The 14,134-nt window shown below is 74.4% G+C and carries 16 protein-coding genes; 4 read left to right on the forward strand and 12 right to left on the reverse strand.

The window, feature by feature from the left end; all coding sequences use genetic code 11:
• Positions 1–33: 33 nt before the first annotated feature.
• A complete protein-coding gene (groL, locus tag ACFWJ4_RS02645) occupies positions 34–1,659 on the reverse strand; it encodes a chaperonin GroEL (RefSeq protein ID WP_359897486.1) in 1,626 nt (541 codons plus the stop codon).
• A gap of 116 nt (positions 1,660–1,775) precedes the next feature.
• The gene (gene groES, locus ACFWJ4_RS02650) at positions 1,776–2,081 is read right to left on the reverse strand and encodes a co-chaperone GroES (RefSeq protein WP_014136232.1); all 306 of its coding nucleotides are present in this window, start codon (positions 2,079–2,081) and stop codon (positions 1,776–1,778) included.
• A 491-nt stretch (positions 2,082–2,572) separates the two neighbouring features.
• On the opposite strand from groES, the gene ACFWJ4_RS02655 reads away from it, so the two are divergent.
• Complete coding sequence (locus ACFWJ4_RS02655) at positions 2,573–2,902, forward strand: hypothetical protein (RefSeq protein WP_380538502.1); 330 nt, start codon at positions 2,573–2,575, stop codon at positions 2,900–2,902.
• 41 nt (positions 2,903–2,943) lie between these two features.
• Positions 2,944–4,128, forward strand: coding sequence for a class I SAM-dependent methyltransferase (locus ACFWJ4_RS02660; RefSeq protein ID WP_359897488.1), 1,185 nt, complete (start codon positions 2,944–2,946; stop codon positions 4,126–4,128).
• A gap of 21 nt (positions 4,129–4,149) precedes the next feature.
• Here the strand turns inward: ACFWJ4_RS02660 and ACFWJ4_RS02665 are convergent, their stop codons facing one another.
• From ACFWJ4_RS02665 to tsaB, 5 genes are read right to left on the reverse strand one after another with little or no spacing between them, the layout of a single operon-like run.
• A complete protein-coding gene (locus ACFWJ4_RS02665) occupies positions 4,150–5,100 on the reverse strand; it encodes a polysaccharide deacetylase family protein (protein ID WP_380538504.1) in 951 nt (316 codons plus the stop codon).
• 38 nt (positions 5,101–5,138) lie between these two features.
• Positions 5,139–5,399 (reverse strand): hypothetical protein, encoded by a 261-nt coding sequence (locus ACFWJ4_RS02670; RefSeq protein ID WP_380538506.1) that lies wholly within the window; start codon positions 5,397–5,399, stop codon positions 5,139–5,141.
• Positions 5,396–6,487: a tRNA (adenosine(37)-N6)-threonylcarbamoyltransferase complex transferase subunit TsaD gene (gene tsaD, locus ACFWJ4_RS02675; RefSeq protein ID WP_380538508.1), complete on the reverse strand. Its 1,092-nt coding sequence runs from the start codon at positions 6,485–6,487 to the stop codon at positions 5,396–5,398. Before tsaD ends, ACFWJ4_RS02670 begins: the two co-directional genes overlap by 4 nt.
• Positions 6,480–6,968 (reverse strand): ribosomal protein S18-alanine N-acetyltransferase, encoded by a 489-nt coding sequence (gene rimI / locus ACFWJ4_RS02680; protein ID WP_380538633.1) that lies wholly within the window; start codon positions 6,966–6,968, stop codon positions 6,480–6,482. Before rimI ends, tsaD begins: the two co-directional genes overlap by 8 nt.
• Positions 6,969–6,991: 23 nt before the next feature.
• Positions 6,992–7,648 carry a tRNA (adenosine(37)-N6)-threonylcarbamoyltransferase complex dimerization subunit type 1 TsaB gene (gene tsaB / locus ACFWJ4_RS02685; protein ID WP_380356892.1) on the reverse strand — a complete coding sequence of 219 codons (657 nt, stop codon included), beginning with the start codon at positions 7,646–7,648 and terminating at the stop codon, positions 6,992–6,994.
• Positions 7,649–7,802: 154 nt separating this feature from the next.
• Here tsaB and ACFWJ4_RS02690 point away from each other — a divergent pair, with 154 nt between their 5' ends.
• Positions 7,803–8,375, forward strand: a complete 573-nt coding sequence (locus tag ACFWJ4_RS02690) for a hypothetical protein (RefSeq protein ID WP_380538510.1) — start codon at positions 7,803–7,805, stop codon at positions 8,373–8,375.
• 41 nt (positions 8,376–8,416) lie between these two features.
• On the opposite strand, the gene ACFWJ4_RS02695 is transcribed toward ACFWJ4_RS02690, so the two are convergent.
• From ACFWJ4_RS02695 to ACFWJ4_RS02715, 5 genes are all read right to left on the reverse strand, one after another.
• Positions 8,417–8,611, reverse strand: a complete 195-nt coding sequence (locus ACFWJ4_RS02695) for a hypothetical protein (RefSeq protein WP_380538512.1) — start codon at positions 8,609–8,611, stop codon at positions 8,417–8,419.
• A gap of 133 nt (positions 8,612–8,744) precedes the next feature.
• Complete coding sequence (gene tsaE / locus ACFWJ4_RS02700; RefSeq protein ID WP_359897495.1) at positions 8,745–9,242, reverse strand: tRNA (adenosine(37)-N6)-threonylcarbamoyltransferase complex ATPase subunit type 1 TsaE; 498 nt, start codon at positions 9,240–9,242, stop codon at positions 8,745–8,747.
• Between the two features lie 85 nt (positions 9,243–9,327).
• On the reverse strand, positions 9,328–10,563 hold the full coding sequence (locus ACFWJ4_RS02705; RefSeq protein WP_380538514.1) for an alpha/beta fold hydrolase: 1,236 nt from the start codon (positions 10,561–10,563) through the stop codon (positions 9,328–9,330).
• Positions 10,560–11,759 (reverse strand): alanine racemase, encoded by a 1,200-nt coding sequence (gene alr / locus ACFWJ4_RS02710; RefSeq protein WP_380538516.1) that lies wholly within the window; start codon positions 11,757–11,759, stop codon positions 10,560–10,562. Before alr ends, ACFWJ4_RS02705 begins: the two co-directional genes overlap by 4 nt.
• Positions 11,760–11,899: 140 nt before the next feature.
• Complete coding sequence (locus tag ACFWJ4_RS02715; protein ID WP_380538518.1) at positions 11,900–13,375, reverse strand: NAD(P)H-hydrate dehydratase; 1,476 nt, start codon at positions 13,373–13,375, stop codon at positions 11,900–11,902.
• Positions 13,376–13,555: 180 nt separating this feature from the next.
• Between ACFWJ4_RS02715 and ACFWJ4_RS02720 the strand changes: the two genes are divergently transcribed.
• Positions 13,556–14,107, forward strand: a complete 552-nt coding sequence (locus ACFWJ4_RS02720; protein WP_380538520.1) for a Uma2 family endonuclease — start codon at positions 13,556–13,558, stop codon at positions 14,105–14,107.
• The last annotated feature ends 27 nt before the right edge of the window (positions 14,108–14,134 follow it).

Below are 14,134 nucleotides of genomic sequence, written 5' to 3' on the forward strand. Positions count from 1 at the left end.
CGCGGACCGGGCCTCCGGTCAGGCGTCGGAGCCTCAGTGCGAGTGGCCGTGGCCGTGGCCGTGACCGTTGTCGGCCTCCTCCTCCTTCTTCTCCACCACGAGGGTCTCGGTGGTGAGAAGCAGGGAGGCGATCGAGGCGGCGTTCTCCAGGGCGGAGCGGGTGACCTTGACCGGGTCGATGACGCCGGCCTTCACCAGGTCGCCGTACTCACCGGTGGCGGCGTTGTAGCCCTGGCCGGCCTCCAGCTCGGAGACCTTGGAGGTGATGACGTAGCCCTCCAGGCCGGCGTTCTGGGCGATCCAGCGCAGCGGCTCGTGCAGCGCCTTGCGGACGACCGCGACACCGGTCGCCTCGTCGCCCGACAGGCCCAGGCCACCGTCCAGCACCTTGGCGGCGTGGACCAGGGAGGCGCCACCGCCGGCGACGATGCCCTCCTCGACCGCGGCACGGGTCGCCGAGATGGCGTCCTCCAGGCGGTGCTTGCGCTCCTTCAGCTCCACCTCGGTGGCGGCGCCGACCTTGATGACGCAGACGCCGCCGGCCAGCTTGGCCAGGCGCTCCTGCAGCTTCTCGCGGTCCCAGTCGGAGTCGGTCGCGGCGATCTCGCCCTTGATCTGGGCGACGCGGCCGGCCACGGCCTCGGAGTCACCGGCGCCGTCGACGACGGTGGTCTCGTCCTTGGTGATGGTCACGCGGCGGGCGGTGCCCAGCACGTCCAGGCCGACCTGGTCGAGCTTGAGGCCGACCTCCTCGGAGATGACCGTGCCGCCGGTCAGGACGGCCAGGTCGCCGAGGATCGCCTTGCGGCGGTCGCCGAAGCCCGGGGCCTTGACGGCGACGGCGTTGAAGGTGCCGCGGATCTTGTTGACCACCAGGGTCGACAGCGCCTCGCCGTCGACGTCCTCGGCGATGATCAGCAGCGGCTTGGAGGCACCGCCCTGGAGGATCTTCTCCAGCAGCGGCAGCAGCTCCTGGATGGAGGAGATCTTGCCCTGGTTGATCAGGATGTACGGGTCCTCCAGGACCGCCTCCTGCCGCTCCGCGTCGGTGACGAAGTACGGCGACAGGTAGCCCTTGTCGAACTGCATGCCCTCGGTGAAGTCCAGCTCCACGCCGAAGGTGTTCGACTCCTCGACGGTGATGACACCGTCCTTGCCGACCTTGTCGATCGCCTCGGCGATCAGCTCGCCGACCTGGGTGTCCTGGGCGGAGAGCGACGCGACGGCGGCGACGTCGTCCTTGCCCTCGATCTCGCGGGCGATCGAGAGCAGGTGCTCGGAGACGGCGGCGACGGCCTTGTCGATGCCCTTCTTCAGGGCGGCCGGGCCGGCACCGGCGGCGACGTTGCGCAGACCCTCGTTGACCAGGGCCTGGGCCAGCACGGTGGCGGTGGTGGTGCCGTCACCCGCGACGTCGTTGGTCTTGGTGGCGACCTCCTTGACGAGCTGCGCGCCAAGGTTCTCGTACGGGTCGTCCAGCTCGACCTCGCGGGCGATGGTGACACCGTCGTTGGTGATGGTCGGGGCGCCGAACTTCTTGTCGATGACGACGTTGCGGCCCTTGGGGCCGATGGTCACCTTGACGGTGTCGGCCAGCTTGTTGACACCGCGCTCCAGCGAGCGGCGGGCGTCCTCGTCGAACTGCAGGATCTTCGCCATGTTCCCTATTCCCTCGGGGCTGCGGCCGGCCCACCGGCCGCCGAACTACGTGAACCAACAACCACGCCCCGGGCCCCTGTCACTTGGGACACGGATCCGGGGCGGGTCGGAACGTCTTACTTCTCGATGATCGCGAGGACGTCGCGGGCGGAGAGCACCAGGTACTCCTCGCCCTGGTACTTCACCTCGGTGCCGCCGTACTTCGAGTACAGGACGATGTCACCCACGGCGACGTCGAGCGGCAGACGCTGGCCGTCCTCGAAGCGGCCCGGGCCGACAGCCAGGACGACGCCCTCCTGGGGCTTCTCCTTGGCGGTGTCCGGGATAACCAGGCCGGAGGCCGTGGTGGTCTCGGCGTCGAGCGGCTGGACCACAATGCGGTCCTCGAGCGGCTTGATGGCAACCTTGCTGCTGGTGGTCACGTCCGAGCTCCCCTTCGGAGATTACGGGGTTTTCTAACGGGTAGGGCGATCCTGCGGGCCTGCCGTCGCGGGGGTCAGACACACGTCGTCGCGTTAGCACTCTCCCGGTGGAGAGTGCCAAGGACGACCATAGGGCCGTGTTAGCACTCAGTCAACCAGAGTGCCAACGACGCGCCCTGGGGCCCCCGGTTCCGCGGACGAGCAGCCGCACTCGTGTGCGCCCCGGCCCGGCCCCTGCGGACTCCTGCCGTGACCTCGATCCCGGTGCGTCCGGCCCCTGTACCCGGGCCCGTCGCACCCGTCGGCCGGCCCGCCGACGGACCCGCCGCCCCGCCCACCGGAAGTCGAGCGGGCGTCCGGATTCCCGTACCCATGTACGGACGGCGCTCCCTCGGGCAGACTCCTGCCATGACGGACACCCCGGTACGCGTCGGCCCCTCCGGCGCGAAGGACGCCCCGCCCGCGCCGCCGCTCGTCCCGGGGGCGCTCCGGTGAGCCGAGCGGCCGCCCCGTCCGCGCCGCCGCGGATCCACTGGGCGGCGGACCTGGTGCTCGCCGCGGTGGTGCTCGCGGTGACCGCCGTCGCGGTGTTCCTCGGATCGCTCGTGCTCAACGTGCTGAAGCTGCTCGCCCTGTACGGCCCCGGGACGGTGGCCCTGGACGTCTTCGGCGTCGTGGTCCTGCTCGTGCTGCTGACCCTGACCTTCCGGGGCACCCGGCGGCTCGGCTACCGGATCACGCCGTACGCCGCGGTGGCCGCGGCACCGCTGGGCGTGCTCGTGGGCTGGCTCGCCTCCGGCATCCCCGTCATCGGCCGGTGACCGCCGCACCGCTGCGGTGACCGACCGGCCGAGCGGCGAGAATGGCCCCCGTGGACACCGAGAACCTCCAGCCGCTGCTGACGCCCGAGGGCCAGGCCCTGCTCGCCGAACTGCGCGAGTTCACCCCCGAGGAGGAGCTGGCGCTGGCGACCCGCCTGCGCCGGGAGCATCCGGCGGAGCTGGTGTCGGCGGCCTTCGGGCAGGCACGGCTGCGGCAGCGGGCGCGGGCGAAGTTCGGGGCGGACGCCGACCTGATGTACTTCACGCCCAACGGGGTCGAGCAGTCCACCCGGCGCAGCGTGGCCGAGTGGCGGGCGCAGCGGTTCGCCGCGCTGGGCGTCCGACGGCTGGCGGACCTGTGCTGCGGCATCGGCGGTGACGTGCTGGCGCTGGCCCGGGCGGGCATCGAGGTGCTGGCCGTCGACAAGGACCCGGCGGCCTGCGCCGCCACCGCGGCCAACGCCGCCGCCCTGGGCCTGTCCGAGCTGGTCGAGGTGCGCTGCGCGGACGTCGCCGAGGTGGACGTCACCGGCTACGACGCGGTGTTCACCGACCCGGCCCGGCGCACCTCGCGCGGCCGGGTGTTCGACCCGGAGGCGTACGCCCCGCCGCTCTCCTGGGCGATCGAGGCCGGCCGGCGGACCCCGATCGGCGCACTGAAGGTCGCGCCGGGCATCCCGCACGAGGCCGTGCCGCGGGACGCCGAGGCCGAGTGGGTCTCCGACCACGGCGACGTCAAGGAGGCGGTGCTCTGGTTCGGCACCAGGGCCGCGAGCCCGCACCGCGCCACCCTGCTGCCGCAGGGCGCCAGCCTGACCGGCGGCGACCTGCCCGACCCGCCGGCCGGCCCGGTCGGGCGGTACCTGTACGAGCCGGACGGCGCGGTGATCCGGGCCCACCTGGTGGCCGAGGTGGCCGGGCAGGTGGGCGGCCGGCTGATCGACCCGAAGATCGCCTACCTGACCTCGGACGAGCTGGTCGCCACCCCGTACGCGCACGCCTTCGAGCTCACCGACGTGCTGCCGTTCCACATCAAGAAGCTGAAGGCGCTGCTGCGCGAGCGGGCGGTCGGCACGGTGGTGATCAAGAAGCGCGGGATGGCGATCACCCCGGAGGAGCTGCGCCGCCAGCTCAAGCCCTCCGGGCCGAACAGCGTCACGGTGATCCTCAGCCGCACCGACAACGGGCCGCTGATGATGCTGGGACAGCCGGTCGCGGCGTCCTAGGGGGTCGTCCCGCGGCGTCGGTCACGCGGGTGGCTGGATGTAGTCCTCCAGCCGCGCCACCGAGAAGCCCTGCTCCTGTATCCGGGCCAGCAGGTCGCCGAACATCTGGGTCATCGTGGCGCCCTTGAGCTCCTTGGGGCCGCGGAAGTGCGCCAGGATTATGTCGCCGGCCTTCAGCTGCTTGTCCCCCGCCTGGTACTGCATGTCGTGGATCTGCATCGACTCGCGCCAGAGCACCATCGCGCGCGGGCCGCACTGCTGGACGGAGGTGTTGAGCGTCGGGGTGTTGGCGCCGTCGCCGAACGGCGGGCGGAACAGCAGCGGGGCGGCGCCGTACTGCTGGGTGAGCGCGGACTGCGCGTCGCAGATCTCGGACTTCTGCTTCTCCGCCGGGATCCTGCTCATCACCGGGTGGTCCACGGTGTGGTTCTGGACGTGGTTGCCCAGGGCCTGGAGCGGCTTGAAGTAGCCGTAGTCGTTCTTGACGATGTCCCGGGTCAGGAACATCGATATCGGCACCTTGAGGTCGGTGAGCATCTCGACGAACTTCGGGTCCTTCTCGGCCCCGTCGTCGATGGTGATGAAGACGACCTTGTCGCTCGTCTTCACGTCGCTGAACACCGGGACGGGGCCGGTCCGTTCGAGCTTTATCGGCTTGTCGGCGGGCGGCGCCGGGGCGGGGGCGAGCGGGGTGAGGTTCCACTTGGCCCAGGCCGCCGCGCCCGCTCCCGCCGGGGCGCCGGCCGCGGCGGCGGTGGTCGCGGCCGCGGTCGGCGCGGCGCCGGAGGGCCGGGGCGCGGCCGGCGTGGTCGCGGCGGCGGGGGCGGCGCTGCCGCCGCCCCCGTTGTCGCCGCACCCGGTGGCGAGGGCCACCAGGGCCACCGCCCCCGCCGCGTACGTCCTGGTCCTGCTCCGCCCGTTCCTGATCACCGCTGCGCGCTCCCGGTTCCCGTCCAGCATTCTCTCAGCCATGCACGGTAACGGCCGGTCCTGCGGTTCCCGGTACGGGGCTACTCCACGTGCTCGCTGGTGAAGGACCAGCGGTGCACCGGGCGGCCGAGCAGCTCGGCCGGCGGGTCGGCGACGGGCACCGGCTCGCCGTTCCACCAGGTGATCAGCAGCACCCGCCCGCCCGGGGCGGTGAGCAGTTCGAGGCGCTCCAGCCCGGCCGAGCCGCGGAGCCGGGGCAGCGCCGACTCCCGTGCCCAGGCGGCGAGTTCGGGCCCGCGCCCGTCGGCGGCCCGGGCCTCCCACATCGCGGCGACGGTCATGCCGCGCCACCGCCGAGGGCCTCGTAGGCCTGGCCGTGGACGTCGGTGTGGGGCACGTGGACCTCGGTCACCGGCAGCGAGGAGTCGGCGGACAGGTCGAAGGCGGACGGCGTGCGGTCGCGCCACACCATCTCGGCGCCGAGCGCCGCGACCATCGCGCCGTTGTCGGTGCACAGGCCCGGCCGGGGCACCCGCAGCCGGATGCCGGCCCGGTCGCAGCGCTGCTGGGCCATCTCGCGCAGCCGCGAGTTGGCCGCCACGCCGCCGCCGATCATCAGGTGGTCGACGCCACTGTCCTTGCACGCCTTGACGGCCTTGCGGGTGAGCACGTCGGTGACCGCCTCCTGGAAGGACGCCGCCACGTCGGCGATCGGCACCTCCTCGCCGGCCCGGCGCCTGGCCTCCACCCAGCGGGCGACGGCGGTCTTCAGGCCGGAGAAGGAGAAGTCGTACTCCGGGTCGTTCTTGCCGGTCAGGCCGCGCGGGAAGGCGATCGCCTTCGGGTCCCCCTCGCGGGCCGTGCGGTCGACGATCGGGCCGCCGGGGAAGCCGAGGCCGAGCACCCGGGCGACCTTGTCGAAGGCCTCGCCGGCCGCGTCGTCGATGGTCGCGCCGAGCGGGCGGACGTCGCTGGTGATGTCCTCGCTGAGCAGCAGCGAGGAGTGCCCGCCGGAGACCAGCAGGGCCATCGTCGGCGAGGGCAGCCGGCCGTGCTCCAGCTGGTCGACGCAGATGTGCGAGGCGAGGTGGTTGACCCCGTACAGCGGCTTGTCCAGCGCCCAGGCGTACGCCTTCGCGGCGCTGACGCCGACCAGCAGCGCCCCGGCCAGGCCGGGGCCCGCGGTGACGGCGATGCCGTCCAGGTCGCTCGCCTTGATCCCGGCGGTGTCCAGGGCGCGCTGGATGGTCGGGACCATCGCCTCCAGGTGCGCGCGGCTGGCGATCTCCGGGACGACGCCGCCGAAGCGGGCGTGGTCGTTGACGCTGGAGGCGACCGCGTCGGCCAGCAGCGTGGTGCCGCGCACGATGCCGACGCCGGTCTCGTCGCAGGAGGTCTCGATGCCGAGGACGAGCGGTTCGTCAGCCATGGCGGGTGTCCTCAATGTCCTTCGGGTCAGTGCTGTCAGTGCTCGGGGAGTCGAGGCGCATCACCAGCGCGTCGACGTTGGCGGGCTGGTAGTAGCCGCGCCGGATGCCCACCGGTTCGAAGCCGTGGCGCTCGTACAGCCGCTGGGCGCGCGGGTTGTCCACCCGCACCTCCAGCAGCAGTTCGGCGCACTCGCGCCGGGCGGCCTCCCGGATCAGGTCGGTGAGCAGTGCCGCGCCGAGGCCGGCGCCCTGGTGGCGCGCGTCGACGGCGATGGTCTGGACGTCGCCCTCGCCGGCGATCGCCATCAGGCCGGCGTAGCCGACGATCGTGCCGTCCGGGGCGGCCGCGACGGTGTAGTGGCGGGTGCCGCCGGGGTGGGACTCGGCCAGTTCGGACCAGAACATCCCGGCGGACCAGGCGTCCTCGGGGAAGAGCCGCAGCTCCAGATCCAGGACCGGCGCGATGTCCCACCAGCGCATCGGGCGCAGGGTGGTGCCGTGGTTCACGCCGGGAGCACCGCCTTGTAGCCGGCCGGGACCTGGGCGTCCGGGCGGCGCAGGTACAGCGGGTGGTTCGGCAGCAGCTCGCGCCCGGCGGCCAGTTCGGCGGCGGCGAAACCGGCCAGGGCTCCGGCCGAGACGTGCTCGGGGCCGTGCCCGCCCGGGAAGGCGTCGGGGTAGAGCAGCGCGCCGGCGCCGACGGAGCGTTCCTGCGGGGTCAGCTCGGCCGGGCGGTCCACGCCGGGGCCCTCGGTGCGGCGGCCCTCGGCGTCGTACGAGGCCCAGTAGACCTCCTTGCGGCGCGCGTCGGTGGCGACCGTGAACGGCTGCCCGGCCAGGCCCTCGGCGCGGGCCTGGAAGGCGATCGCGTCCAGGGTGCAGACGCCGTGCACCGGCAGCCCGAGCGCGTGGCCGAGCGCGGCGGCGGTCACCAGGCCGACCCGCAGGCCGGTGTACGGGCCGGGGCCGACGCCGACCGCGATGCCGGTCAGCCGGTGCTTGTCCACCCCGGCGGCCCGCAGCACCCCGTCGATCGCGGGCAGCAACAGTTCGCCGTGGCGCCTGGCGTCGACCTGGTGGGTCTCGGCTAGGACGGCCGTGCCGTCGTGGACGGCGGCGGTGACGGCGGGGGTAGCGGTGTCGAACGCGAGCAGCAGCACGGGGTCAAGGTTAGACCGCGTTGGGCCGACCGGCCGATCGGCAAGGTGTACCACCCGGGAACACACATCCGAGGCGCTGCGACCCGCGCGGATGAACCTGGCACGATGGGGCCGTACGTAAAGGGACGGCGGCGGGAGCGGCAACGTGGCGAAGATGGGTCCTGGAGTGGTGGTCACGGGGTTGACCCTGGGGGCCCTGGCGGTGGTGAGCCTGCTGGCCTTCCAGGCCAACGGCGCCCAGGACCGGGCCGGTGGCCCCAGGCCCACGGCCGCCACCACGGCGACCGGCACCGGCACCGCCACCGCCGCGGCGCCGACCGCCTCGGCCACCCCGACCGTCCCGGCGCTGCCGACCACCTCGGGCAGCGGCATCCGGGTGGTCTACTCGGTCGGCAGCCACTACGTCTGGCTGGTCGACCCGAAGAAGACTCCGCAGGTCGCGGCCGCCTTCCCGGTCACCCCGGGCTCGGTCGAGCCGGCCCCGGGCAGCTACGCCGTGTACAGCCGCACCCAGACCACCACCGGGACGGACGGCAAGCAGATCGAGCACGTGGTGCGCTTCGCGCAGCTGAACGGCGTGGTGTTCGGCTTCAGCGCGGCGGTGGACGGCGCGACGCCGACCACCGACCCGAGCGCCAAGACCGGCGGCATCCGCAGCGGACGCGCCGAGGGGCAGCTGCTCTGGGACTTCGCGCCCAAGGACACCAAGGTGGTCGTGATCGCCTGACCCGGACGGCCCGGAACGGACCGGGCCCGGAAGGACCGGCCTCACGCGGCCCGGGGCGCCTGCGCCTCGGGCCGTTCGTCCTGTCGGGGCCGCGGTCCGGGCGGGGTGGACACCGCCTCGGCGGCCGCGCAGGCGGCCAGCAGCGCCCGCATCGGCTCTCCCGGAGCGCGACGGGCCGGTTCTCCGGCCCCGGCGGCGGGGACCGCGCGCTTCGGGGCGGGGGTGGTGCTCGACATGGCGCCTCCCTAGTTAGGCAGACCTAACCGCAGCACCCATCCCACCACGCCCGGCACCCCGCCCGCAACATCTTGCCGACAGCCTGTCGGCAAGATGTCGGCGGGACGTCGGCACCCCGTCGGCGCCCGTCGGCTATCCGAGGTCCGCCAGCGCCGCGTCCGCCCAACGCGGGCCGATCCCGGTCAGCACCACCCGGCGCGGGTCCTGGTCGTCCCCGTCCGCCGTGCCGCCGATGGCGCGCTCGATCCGGACCTCCAGCCGGTCCTCGGACAGCCGCTCGACCTTGCCCTCGCCCCACTCGACCACGACCACCGACTCGGGCAGCGAGACGTCCAGGTCGAGGTCCTCCATCTCGTCCAGGTCCCCGCCCAGCCGGTACGCGTCCACGTGCACCAGCGCCGGGCCGCCGACCAGCGAGGGGTGCACCCGGGCGATCACGAAGGTCGGCGAGGTCACCGCCCCGCGGACCTGCAGGCCCTCCCCCAGGCCCCGGGTCAGCGTGGTCTTCCCCGCGCCCAGCTCCCCGGAGAGCAGCACCAGGTCACCCGGCCGCAGCAGCGCGGCCAGCTCCCGGCCGAGCCGGCCCATCCGCTCCGGGGTGGGGACGGTGAGAGTGGCGTGCGAGCCCATGCGCGTGTCTTGCCCTTCGGTCCGTACCGGCGCACCGACCACCGGCCGCCACCGCTACCGTGCCACATCCGCGCGCCACCGGGGCTCACACGGGGTCGACGACGGCTTCCGCGACCCGCTCCCGGGCCAGGTCGAGGACGGCCGCGGGCAGCGGCGCCGCCCCGGCGAAGCCGGCGGCCCGGCGCAGCAGCCGCGCCAGCTCGTGATCCACCAGCTCCGGGCGTTCCAGCATCACCAGGTGCCCGGCGCCCTCGGCCAGGACCAGTTCGGCGCCGGGCAGCCGCGCGGCCATCGCCTCGCTGTGCGTCGAGGGCGTCAGCAGGTCCTTCGTCCCGGCCAGCACCAGCGCGGGCAGGCCCCGCAGGGCGGCCAGCGCCTCGTACTTCTCGTGCGCGCCGAACACCGGGTAGAACTCGGCGACCACGTCGATCGGGGTGGCGTCCAGCAGCTGCTCGGCGAAGCGCACCACGCCGGGGTCGACGTCCCGGCCGCCGAAGGAGAACCTCCGGTAGAACACGGCGGCCACGTCCGAGCCCAGCCGCCTGGTCGCCTCGACCAGGTCGACCTGGCGGCCCAGCAGCTTCACCATGCCGGGCGCGACCTTCCGGAACAGCTTCGCGCCGGCCGTCGGCAGGCCGAGGCTGACCTCGTTCCAGTCCCCGGCGAGGGTGCCGATCAGCGCCACCCCGGCGACCCTCTCGCGGAACAGCTCCGGGTGCTGGTCGGCCAGCGCCATCACCGTCATGCCGCCCATCGAGTGGCCCACCAGCACCAGCGGCCCGGTCGGGGCGACGGCGTCGATCACGGCCTTGAGGTCGCCGCCCAGCTGGTCGATGCCGGCCGGCTCGCCCGCCAGGTACGAACGGGAGCGCTCGGAGCGGCCGTGGCTGCGCTGGTCCCAGAAGACCAGCCGCATGCCCTCGCGCAGCGCGGCCCGCTGGAAGTGCCAGCTGTCCTGGTTGAGGCAGTAGCCGTGGCAGAACACCACGGTCAGCGACTCGGCGCCGGCGCCGTCCCCGTCCGGCCCGCTCCAGCCGGTGCCGTCCAGCTCGACGTACAGCTCGGTGCCGTCCGGCGCGGCCACCGTCCTCGGACGGCCGCGCAGCGAGCCGTACGGCGCGTTCGCGTCCAGCTCGGCCCGGGCCCGGCGGCGCATCGCCCGGCCGACGGTCAGCCGCTCCACCGCGACGCCCGCGGCCGCCCCGGCCGCCAGTACGCCGACCGAGATCCCGATCACACCCGCCCGGCTCACCCCGGAGGCGGCGCCGGCCGCTTTGGCGACCGCCGCGACCGGACTGCCCTCGGCCGGTGCACCGGTCATGCCGACGGGCCCTCCGGGTGGCTGCCGCCCAGGTAGCGGCGGGGCACCCGGGCGCCGATCCGGGTGATGATCTCGTACGAGATGGTGCCGCAGGCGCGGGCCCAGTCCTCCGCGGTGGGCTCGCCGCGCTCGCCGTTGCCGAACAGCAGCACCTCGTCGCCGATCGCCGGGGTGTCGCCGCCGAGGTCCACCACGAACTGGTCCATCGCGACCCGGCCGGCCACCGTGCGCCACTTGCCGTCGATCTGCACCGGGCCGGTGCCGCTGGCGTGCCGGGGGATGCCGTCGCCGTAGCCGACCGGGACCAGGCCCAGGGTGGTCTCGCCCGGCGTCGTGTAGTGGTGGCCGTAGCTGACCCCGTGCCCGCCGGGGACGTGCTTGACCAGCGCCAGCCGCGCGGTCAGCGCCATCACCGGGCGCAGCCCGAAGTCGGCCGGCGAGCCCACCTCCGGCACCGGCGACAGCCCGTACGCGGCCAGGCCGGTGCGGACCAGGTCGAAGTGCGATTCGGGCAGCAGCAGGGTGGCCGGGGAGTTCGCCAGGTGCCGGACCGCGGGGCGCAGCCCGGCGGCCTCGGCCGTGGCCAGCGCGGCGCGGTAGGAGTCCAGCTGGGCCTGGATCGACGGGTGGCCCGGCTCGTCCGCCGCGGCGAAGTGCGACCAGACGCCGACGACCGTCAGCAGTCCCTCCGTCTCGGCCCGGCGGGCGGCGGCCACCAGCCGCGGCCAGTCGTGCGGCTGGCAGCCGTTGCGGCCGAGGCCGGTGTCGGCCTTCAGGTGCACCCGGGCCGGGATGCCGGTCTCGCGGACGGCGGGAAGCAGTTCGTCCAGCGCCCACTGGCCGCTGACCGAGATGTCCAGGTCGGCGCGCAGCGCCTCGTGCCAGGGCCCGCCCGGCGTCCACAGCCAGCACAGGATGCGGGCCTGCTCCGGGCGGATGCCCGCGGCCCGCAGCGCCAGCGCCTCGTCCGGCGTCGCGCAGCCGAGCCAGCCGATCCCGTTCGCGACCGCTTCCCGGGCGCACTCGACCGCGCCGTGGCCGTAGGCGTTCGCCTTGACGGCGAGCATCACCGCCGCGCCGCCGACGCGTTCGCGCAGGGCGGCGAGGTTGCCGCGCAGGGCGGCGAGATCGATGGTCGCCTCGGCCCGGAGGCCGTCGGTGCGGGTGGCTGTGCCGGTCGTGTTCGCAGTTGTCATCAGGGTCAGTCTCCCAGACGTCCCGGAGTCCTCGCCGAACGGCCCGGCGGCGCGGCGGCCCCCTACGACGCGCCGACGTGCGGCGGACCGCCCGTTCACCCCGTTCAGGACGCCGCAAGCGGATGTCCCGGTTCCGGCGGTCACCCCGCGCGGACCGCCCGCCACACCGCCGGGAGCGCCCCGGCCACCGCGAGCGCCGTCGTCGGGGCGCCCGGCACGCCCGCCGCCTCGCGGCCGGCCAGGCCGTGCAGGTAGGCGGCCGCCGACGCGGCGTCCAGCGGCGCGAGGCCGGCCGCCAGCAGGGAGCCGGCCAGCCCGGCCAGCACGTCGCCGCTGCCGGCGGTGGCCAGCCAGGAGGTGCCGGTGGGGTTCACCCGGACGGCCCCGCCCGGATCGGCGACCACCGTGGTGGAGCCCTTCAGCAGCACCGTGGCGCGGTAGCGGGCCGCCAGCCGTCGGGCGGTGGCCAGCCGGGCCGCGGCCAGGTCGTCGGCGGCCGGCGGGGTGCCGCCGTCGGCGCCGGCGAGCAGCCGGGCGGCCTCGCCGGTGTGCGGGGTGAGCAGGGTGGGCGCGGTGCGGCCGGCCAGCGCGTCCGGGCCGAGCCGGCCCAGCTCGGTCAGCCCGTCGGCGTCCACCAGCACCGGGACGTCGCTGGCCAGCGCCTCGGTCAGCGCCTGCCGCGCCCCCTCGCCGCCGCCCGGCCCGACCACCCAGGCCTGCACCCGTCCGGCGCCGGCCGGCCCGCCCTCGGTGACCAGCACCTCCGGGAAGCGCCGCACCACCTCCTCGGCCGCCGTGCCCACGTACCGGACGGCGCCCGCGCCGCCGTGCAGCGCCCCGGCCACCGCGAGCAGCGCCGCCCCCGGGTAGGTCGCCGAGCCGGCCGCCACCCCGACCACGCCGCGCCGGTACTTGTCGCTCTCCGCGCCCGGCTCCGGCAGCAGCGCCGCCACGTCCGCGTGCTGGAGCGCCGTCACCCGCGCGGCGGGCGGCTCCAGCCCGATGCCGACCAGCTGCACGACCCCCGCGCAGGAGGCCCCCGGGTCGACCAGCAGCCCTGGCTTGTACGTGCCGAAGCAGACGGTGACGTCGGCCCGCAGCGCGGCGCCCGGCACCTCCCCGGTGTCGGCGTCCACCCCGCTCGGCAGGTCCACCGCCACCACGATCCCGTGCCGCTCGGCCCTCGCGTACGGCACGGCCTCCGGGCGCAGCCCGCCCCGGCCGCCGATGCCGACGATCCCGTCCAGCACCAGGTCCGCGCGCGAGAAGTCGGCCAGGCCGACTTCCCGCTCCGCCGTCACCCGCCCGCCGGCGGCCCGCAGCGCGGCCAGCCCGCCCGGGTGGGCCTTCTCCGGCGCCAGCAGCACCGCCGTCACCCGCGCCCCGCGCCGGGCCAGCGCGGCCCCGGCGTACAGGGCGTCACCCCCGTTGTCCCCGCTGCCCGCGAGCACCGTCACCCGGCTGCCGTACACCCGCCCCCGACGCCGCGTCAGCAGCCGCGCGCAGGTCGCGGCCAGCCCCGCGGCCGCCCGCTGCATCAGGGTGCCCTCGGGCAGCCGCGCCATCAGCTCGGCCTCGGCGGCCCGGACGGTTTCCACAGGGTGTGCATGACGCATGGGGAGAACTCCTTCAGCGGTCGGCTACCGCCGACGCTAGCCCGCGTCACCGCCCCGCGGGAGCCGGGCCTGCGGCACACTTTCGAGTGACAACCACTTCGATCCCCCACCGGCGCCGGTTCGTACGCCTACCTTGTGGCTCGGCACGGACCCACAGGAGGGACAGGGGCCATGGTCGCCATGCCAGCTACCGAGCACCCACTGGGCGAGGACAGCCTTCTCCAGGCGTTTCTGGAGTTGGACACCCCGCTGGGAAGCAAGGCTGAATTCATCGAAGGGGAGATCGTCGTGACGCCGCCACCGGACGGAGCGCACGAGACCGCGTTCTCGCTGCTCGCCAAGCAGTTCTTCCGCAAGGCCGCGATCGATCTGGACCTCTCGGGGAACAAGGGCCTGATCATCGGCCCCAAGAGCCGGTTCATCCCGGACGGCACCGTGAGCCCGGTCGGCCACTTCGAGAACGCGGACTCCTGGGCCCCGGCCGAAGGCGTCCTGCTCGTCTTCGAGATCACCTCGATCAACCCGCACAAGGGCCGCGAGCCCAAGCGCGAGGGCTACGCCGCCGCAGGCATCCCTTGCCACCTGCTGATCGACCGTAGCGATGGGGTGGTCACGCTCTTCACCAACCCCCAGGGCGGCGACTACGCCACGCAGACCAGGATCGAGTTCGGCAAGCCCATCGACCTCCCCGCCCCGTTCTCCTTCACGCTCGACACGGCGCCCCTGCGGTAGGACGCAGCCACTGCAGGGGCGCCGTGC

Origin of the sequence: Kitasatospora sp. NPDC127067 (genome assembly GCF_042724755.1) — a bacterium.
GTDB lineage: Bacteria > Actinomycetota > Actinomycetes > Streptomycetales > Streptomycetaceae > Kitasatospora > Kitasatospora lactacystinica.

Bases quoted from the DNA above. Each gene is read 5' to 3' on its own strand.
- ACFWJ4_RS02715 (WP_380538518.1), bottom strand. From the start codon at position 13,375: ATGCGTCATGCACACCCTGTGGAAACCGTCCGGGCCGCCGAGGCCGAG.
- ACFWJ4_RS02720 (WP_380538520.1), top strand. From the start codon at position 13,556: ATGCCAGCTACCGAGCACCCACTGGGCGAGGACAGCCTTCTCCAGGCG.
- ACFWJ4_RS02705 (WP_380538514.1), bottom strand. From the start codon at position 10,563: ATGACCGGTGCACCGGCCGAGGGCAGTCCGGTCGCGGCGGTCGCCAAA.
- groL (WP_359897486.1), bottom strand. From the start codon at position 1,659: ATGGCGAAGATCCTGCAGTTCGACGAGGACGCCCGCCGCTCGCTGGAG.
- ACFWJ4_RS02660 (WP_359897488.1), top strand. From the start codon at position 2,944: ATGGCCCCCGTGGACACCGAGAACCTCCAGCCGCTGCTGACGCCCGAG.
- rimI (WP_380538633.1), bottom strand. From the start codon at position 6,968: ATGCGCTGGTGGGACATCGCGCCGGTCCTGGATCTGGAGCTGCGGCTC.
- ACFWJ4_RS02670 (WP_380538506.1), bottom strand. From the start codon at position 5,399: ATGACCGTCGCCGCGATGTGGGAGGCCCGGGCCGCCGACGGGCGCGGG.
- tsaD (WP_380538508.1), bottom strand. From the start codon at position 6,487: ATGGCTGACGAACCGCTCGTCCTCGGCATCGAGACCTCCTGCGACGAG.
- ACFWJ4_RS02665 (WP_380538504.1), bottom strand. From the start codon at position 5,100: ATGGCTGAGAGAATGCTGGACGGGAACCGGGAGCGCGCAGCGGTGATC.
- tsaE (WP_359897495.1), bottom strand. From the start codon at position 9,242: ATGGGCTCGCACGCCACTCTCACCGTCCCCACCCCGGAGCGGATGGGC.
- ACFWJ4_RS02690 (WP_380538510.1), top strand. From the start codon at position 7,803: ATGGGTCCTGGAGTGGTGGTCACGGGGTTGACCCTGGGGGCCCTGGCG.
- alr (WP_380538516.1), bottom strand. From the start codon at position 11,759: ATGACAACTGCGAACACGACCGGCACAGCCACCCGCACCGACGGCCTC.
- ACFWJ4_RS02695 (WP_380538512.1), bottom strand. From the start codon at position 8,611: ATGTCGAGCACCACCCCCGCCCCGAAGCGCGCGGTCCCCGCCGCCGGG.